Source organism: Microcystis sp. M090S1, from assembly GCF_020246295.1.
In the GTDB taxonomy this organism is placed as follows: Bacteria; Cyanobacteriota; Cyanobacteriia; order Cyanobacteriales; family Microcystaceae; genus Microcystis; species Microcystis aeruginosa.
The window spans coordinates 1-5,051 of sequence record NZ_JADBTF010000075.1 but is presented as its reverse complement, the minus strand read 5'-3'; the positions used below and the strand labels follow the sequence as shown (position 1 = coordinate 5,051).

4 protein-coding genes and 1 pseudogene are annotated in these 5,051 nt (G+C 49.6%); 3 read left to right on the top strand and 2 right to left on the bottom strand.

Annotation, left to right across the window (positions count from 1 at the left end; translation table 11 throughout):
- Window positions 1-249 (bottom strand): annotated as a pseudogene (locus tag IM477_RS03355) (RNA-guided endonuclease TnpB family protein); the annotation flags it as partial.
- Window positions 250-880: 631 nt separating this feature from the next.
- On the opposite strand from IM477_RS03355, the gene IM477_RS03350 reads away from it, so the two are divergent.
- The 3 genes from IM477_RS03350 (at window position 881) to IM477_RS03340 (ending at window position 4,658) form a co-directional block, all read left to right on the top strand.
- Complete coding sequence (locus tag IM477_RS03350) at window positions 881-3,106, top strand: arylsulfatase (protein WP_287730526.1); 2,226 nt, start codon at window positions 881-883, stop codon at window positions 3,104-3,106.
- Window positions 3,107-3,281: 175 nt separating this feature from the next.
- A complete protein-coding gene (locus IM477_RS03345) occupies window positions 3,282-3,956 on the top strand; it encodes a MarC family protein (RefSeq protein WP_287730525.1) in 675 nt (224 codons plus the stop codon).
- 96 nt (window positions 3,957-4,052) lie between these two features.
- Window positions 4,053-4,658: a hypothetical protein gene (locus tag IM477_RS03340; RefSeq protein ID WP_287730524.1), complete on the top strand. Its 606-nt coding sequence runs from the start codon at window positions 4,053-4,055 to the stop codon at window positions 4,656-4,658.
- A gap of 287 nt (window positions 4,659-4,945) precedes the next feature.
- Here IM477_RS03340 and IM477_RS03335 read toward each other — a convergent pair.
- Window positions 4,946-5,051: transposase (locus IM477_RS03335; protein ID WP_287233821.1), on the bottom strand; the 106-nt coding region annotated here is incomplete at its 5' end.

Genomic DNA, 5,051 nt, shown 5'->3' with positions numbered 1-5,051 from the left:
TCCCCCAGGCTCGTTCAGCAGATGCTTGTCTAGCAGTAGAATTTAGAGTATCGACAAACTTGAACTGAATGGCTGCGAACTGCACAATATTTATTGAGAGAATATTTATCGATTTTGTCTTCTTTCTTGGCATCCATCCAAAGCCTTAAAGCCTTATTACTAATGAATTGTCCTGTACGAATAGCTTCATCTATGGCAGAACACTGACTGACTCGGTTTGACCACGGCTTTCATTTCTACGACAATCATTGTTTATCGACCTCAAACAACTTATTTTAAGTTAAACTGTACAGCAGAGATTGTCAAGATTTTAGTGGCCACCGAAGCTCTGTCGAAGTGTCGTGCTTCGCTGTTTTATATTGGTCGGGGTTTCATCCCGTCGCGCTAAGCGCTTCCGGTCTTCACCCCGACATTTGAGATAACTTCAAGGCCGAAGTCGAAGTTCCAGCCGATGGCGGGAACGGCATGATCGTCACTCAGGGGGGGGCGCTTCGGTGGGTACGGATTTTACCTGCTGAAGGGGAAACAGGTCTTCCTCTGGAATCTGGTAGACCTAAAACGGCCGCGCTGGGAGGGAACGACCGCGTTATCGATTTTGGCAAGCGATAGGATAGTCAATGGACCGAACGATGCGCTTCAACACTACAAATTAGGCATTCTGTCAAGAGAAATTAACAAATTTAAATATTTCTCGACCTGATCGATTCTCGAAAAAATTTACCGGAGGAAATGAACGATGTCCCAAGATAAGCCGATCCAACGCCAAATTCTACCGATTCCCGACTTAACCTCCTTCGGTCTAACCACCTACGACGCGAAGAATCCGGACACTGACTATCCCCCGATTCGAGATATCCGACCGCCGGCCAGCGCGCCCAACGTGCTGATCGTGCTGCTCGATGACGTGGGCTTCGGAGCCTCCAGTGCCTTCGGTGGCCCGTGCAATACCCCCACTTTCGAGCGATTAGCGGCACAGGGGCTAAAATATACCCGTTTTCATACCACTGCCCTCTGCTCTCCCAGCCGCGCGGCTTTGCTCTCTGGAAGGAATCATCACTCGGTCGGCATGGGCAACATCACCGAAACCGCCACCTCCGCCCCCGGGCAGAGTTCCGTTCGTCCCAACACCAAAGCCCCCCTCGCCTTGACCCTGAAGCTGAACGGCTATTCCACGGCGCAGTTCGGTAAGTGCCACGAGGTACCGGTTTGGCAAACCAGCCCGATCGGCCCGTTTGACGCTTGGCCCTCTGGCGGGGGTGGATTCGAGTATTTCTACGGCTTTATCGGTGGCGAGAATAACCAGTGGGAGCCGGCACTGTACGAGGGAACAACCCCGATCGAACCGCCGAAAACCCCGGAGGAAGGGTATCACCTGACCGAAGATCTGGCGGATCGAGCGATCGCTTGGGTCAGTCAACAAAAAGCCCTCGCCCCCGATAAGCCTTTCTTTATGTACTTCGCCCCCGGCGCGACCCATGCCCCCCACCACGTCCCCAAGGAATGGATCGACAAGTATCGGGGCCAATTCGCTCACGGTTGGGATCACCAGAGGGAGATTACCTTTGCCCGACAGAAAGAACTGGACGTAATTCCCCAAAATGCCGAACTCACCCCCCGTCACGCCGAAATTCCCGCCTGGGATGAAATGGATGATCGCCTGAAGCCGGTATTAGAGCGCCAGATGGAGGTGTACGCCGCCTTTCTGGAACATACCGATGAGCAGGTGGGACGGGTGATTCAAGCCTTAGAAAATCTAGAAATCCTCGACGATACGCTCGTTTACGTCATCGTCGGCGATAACGGCGCATCCGCCGAGGGAACGCTTCAGGGCGCGTTTAACGAGATGGCCAACTTTAACGGGTTAGCGGGTCTAGAAACCCCGGAATTTCTCCTCTCGAAACTGGATGACTTCGGCGCGCCCGATTCCTATAATCACTACGCGGTCGGTTGGGCTTGGGCGATGAGTAGCCCCTACAAATGGACGAAGCAGGTCGCTTCTCACTGGGGCGGGACCCGCAACGGTACGATTGTTCGTTATCCCAAAATCATCACGGAAAAAGGTGGGATTCGCCATCAGTTCTGTCATCTGATCGATGTGGCCCCGACGGTGTTGGCAGTAGCGGGAATTCCCGAACCGACTATGGTTAACGGTGTCCTACAAAGTCCCTACGAGGGTACGAGTATGGTTTATACCTTTAACGACGCGGCCGCCCCCGAACGTCACGATGTGCAGTATTTCGAGATGTTTGGCAATCGGGGCATCTATTACAAGGGTTGGAGTGCGATTACCAAGCACCGCACCCCGTGGATTATGACTGGACAGACGATGGTTCCTTTCGACGATGATATCTGGGAACTATACGACGGCAGTACGGATTGGACGCAAGCTCGGGATCTCTCCGGGGAAATGCCAGAGAAACTGCACGAACTACAGCGACAATTTCTGATCGAGGCGGTTAAGTATAATGTACTGCCCCTAGACGATCGCCAAGTGGAACGGGTCGATCCCGCCACCGCTGGCCGGCCTATCCTCGTGCGGGGAAACTCGCAATTATTCTTTGCCGGGATGGGGCGTTTGTCTGAAAATAGCGTCATCAACATCAAAAATAAATCCTTCTCGGTGACGGCGGAACTGAACATTCCCCCGGAAGGCGCGGACGGGGTGATTATCGCCCAAGGCGGCCGCTTCGGTGGTTGGAGTGTCTATACCCACGACGGAAAAGCCAAGTTCGTCTATAACGTGCTGGGGATTCAAAGTTTTGTCACCGAGGCGACGGAGACGATCCCAGCCGGTAAGCATCAGGTACGGATGGAGTTTGCCTACGATGGCGGTGGTTTAGGACGGGGGGGAAATGTCACCCTCTACTACGACGGTCAACCGGTGGGTACGGGTCGGGTAGAACGAACTCAGGCTTTTATTTTCTCTGCGGACGAGACCACGGATATCGGCTACGAATCCGGTACCCCCGTAGCGGCGGAATATACCTCGAAAACCAGTCGTTTCACAGGCAAGATCGGTTGGGTTCAACTGGATGTGGGTACGGACGCTCATGACCACCTGATCGACCCGGAGGAACGTCTGAAAATTATCATGGCCCGGCAGTAGAAAAGGGGACTTGCGATCGACGGTTTCGCTTATTCGGTCTTAGGGGAGGAATCGCGATCGCTGGCGAGCCAATGTTTAATTTTCTATAGCAAAAACTAACCGCGCTGGTAGTTTTATCTAGACTTTCCCTCGGTTAAAAGCAAAAAAATTGAGTTTAAATTAGCAACTTTGTTCTATGGAATGGTCTTTTTTGAGAAACTTTGCCATCACTCTATTCGCCCTCTTAAATCCTCTGGGGATGCTGCCGATATTTATTAGTTACACCGCTCGCGAACGTCAAGAAGTACAGCGACTCGTGGCTCTATTTGTCTCGTTAACTGTCTTGTGTTTGTTGTTAATTTTTATGTTTATCGGAACGTCAATGCTAAAATTCTTTGGTGTCACCTTAGACTCTTTTCGCCTTGCTGGTGGAGTGCTTTTGTTGATGATCGGTATCAACATTGTTAACGGTTCTGGGGGAGGGACAAAAGAGCTTTTAATTAATGAGCGAGGAGGGGATTATCTCAGCGAAGCTAAGTCAGTTTATCGGCAAATTGTTATTCCTATGGCTATGCCTTTATTGGTAGGACCTGGGGTTATTGCTAACGTTATCCTTTATGCCAGTGAAGCCGAATCAAAGCTGGGTGACGGTATGGGCATTGAAATGATTTTGATGACAATTTTAGTCAGTTTTTTGGTCTTTCTCATCCTCGCTGCTGGCCAATGGTTACAAAGACTTTTGGGAGATATTGGCTTGAGTATTACTCAGCGAGTTATGGGGCTATTTGTAGCAGCGATCGGAGTACAATTTATGGTGAAAGGTTTGATTAATATTTTTGTCGATCAGATCGTTCCTAAACTGCCATCATAGCAAATTGCTAATTAGTCTAAATAGTTAGCTAAGAAAATTACTGAAAATATCAAATAAGCTGTTGTATATTTAAACTGGGTATTAAGGAGAGCAATCATGAGAAATTCTGAGCAATTGACCAAATCCCTGAAGCGTTTTCGTTATACACTTTTTCTGGGAGTAGCGGCCATGGCAATCACTAACTGGGGGATGCCCAATATTTCTGTAGCCCAGACTACTCCTGCTCAAGAAAAAGTGCAGTTAATGTTCGTGCAAACGGCAGAAGATATTCAGGTAGATCCCGTCACAAAAACAATTCGCTTGGTGAACGTCAACAAACAGACATTATACTTTTCCGATCGCCCGAACCGGATTGCTGGTAATCTGACCATGGCCGCCTATATGGATGAGTGGACAGCCAGGGCAGGAAAAGATAATTTTGCTAACGATCCCCCCAATGCGACCCTCTCAGTCTACGAACCTGGTCGTCAAGACAATACTATAGTTGTCGTCGAGATTAGCAATCCCGTCATCGATGGCAAGGACTTGATTTATAGCTACAAGCTAATCGAAGGGACTCTACCCAAGGCCGGCGGGGCAACTTCCCTATTTATCGATTGGATTGGTGTTGGTGGTGGTGTCGGTCCCGGCTTTTACGGGGTGGGGGCCGGTACCCGCGGAGTCGGTTTATACGGTGGTTACGGTGGACCCCTACGTTATTAATACGCTTGTTCTATTATCTAGCGATTAGGAGAATCCCATGAGTTACCTAAATTCTTGCCGTTGAAAGCCTTGTGGCTTCAGCCCAAGGATGAAAACAAGGAGCGAGATTTTAATCTCATGTATCCTAAAACCCACATTCCGCACCCTCAACTGTCACATAAGCTGTCCCCCTCTAGAGACTTGAGTAAAAATACTTAGCTGGTGAGGGTTTTCTCTGCGCCCGCTAGGGGGGTCTTGAGACCCCTAATTATGAAAAAATAGGGCTCTTCGTTACTCTTTATGCTAAATCAACAGACAAGATGCCAAGATAACATACTTCTAACCCAAAAATTCCGAAAGTTTCTAAAGCCATAGCCTCTCCGTTTTATTAGTTTAAGTTTATTGTTGATTCCC

Bases quoted from the DNA above. Each gene is read 5' to 3' on its own strand.
- IM477_RS03340 (WP_287730524.1), top strand. From the start codon at position 4,053: ATGAGAAATTCTGAGCAATTGACCAAATCCCTGAAGCGTTTTCGTTAT.
- IM477_RS03345 (WP_287730525.1), top strand. From the start codon at position 3,282: ATGGAATGGTCTTTTTTGAGAAACTTTGCCATCACTCTATTCGCCCTC.